Source organism: Halolamina salina (assembly GCF_042678005.1).
Lineage (GTDB): Archaea > Halobacteriota > Halobacteria > Halobacteriales > Haloferacaceae > Halolamina > Halolamina salina.
The window spans coordinates 7,836-8,701 of the sequence record NZ_JBHUDH010000168.1; the positions used below are offsets into that span (position 1 = coordinate 7,836).

Here is an 866-nt window from a genome sequence, read left to right on the forward strand (position 1 = left end):
CGGCGCCGGCGAGGCGCTCGCGGGCCGCGCGCACGTCCTCGAGCGAGACCGTCATCGCCCCACCCCTACGGCGGATCGGCTCGGACTCCGGTGTCGGATCGCGTTGTCGTTCACGCCGTCGAAGTGGGGTCGACACCGCCTTAGTCCTTCGTTCGTCCGGCGACGCCGTCGGGTCATGGTGCGCCACGCGCCGTGGACTTTTCCCCCGGGCCGACCCAGCCCGGGTATGGCCGACTCAGCCGACCCCTCGCCCGAGGTCGTGGCCGTCGGCGCCGCGACCGTCGATCGGTTCTACGACGTGACGAACCTCCCCGACCCGGACGGCGGCGCGTTCGCCCGCGAGGCCACCGAGCGCTTCGGCGGCGTCGGCGCCAACGTCGCGACCGGCCTCGGCCGACTGGGGCGGCACGCCGCCCTCATCGCACGGATCGGCTGGGACGACCTCGGCGACCGCGTGCTCGCGGATCTCGAAGCCGGCCCCGTCTCGACTGCGCTGGTCCGGCGCGCCGCCGGCACGACGACCCACTGCGTGATCCTCCGCGACGACGCCGGCGAGCGGATGATCGTGACCGCGGGCGACTCGACGGTCCGGCTCCGCTTGAACGACGACGACCGCGCCGCGATCCGGGCCGCCGACGCGGTGTTCGTCACCGCGTACGCACCCGACCCCGTGACCGCGGAGATCGTCGATATCGCCACCGAGGACGACGGGCCGGCGCTCGCGTTCGACCTCTCCGGGCCGCTCGAAGAACTCCGGGGCCGCGGGACCGAGCCGTCCACGATCGACCACGTCGTCGAGACGGCATCGCTGTTCGTCACGGCCGAGGTGGCCGCAGAGTCGTACCTCGACTGCCCGGCCGAGGCGG

1 protein-coding gene is annotated in these 866 nt (G+C 73.9%); it reads left to right on the forward strand.

Annotated features, from left to right (window positions below):
- Nucleotides 1–226: 226 nt before the first annotated feature.
- On the forward strand, nt 227–866 hold a 640-nt coding region (locus tag ACFR9S_RS13315; protein ID WP_379818864.1), incomplete at its 3' end, for a carbohydrate kinase family protein.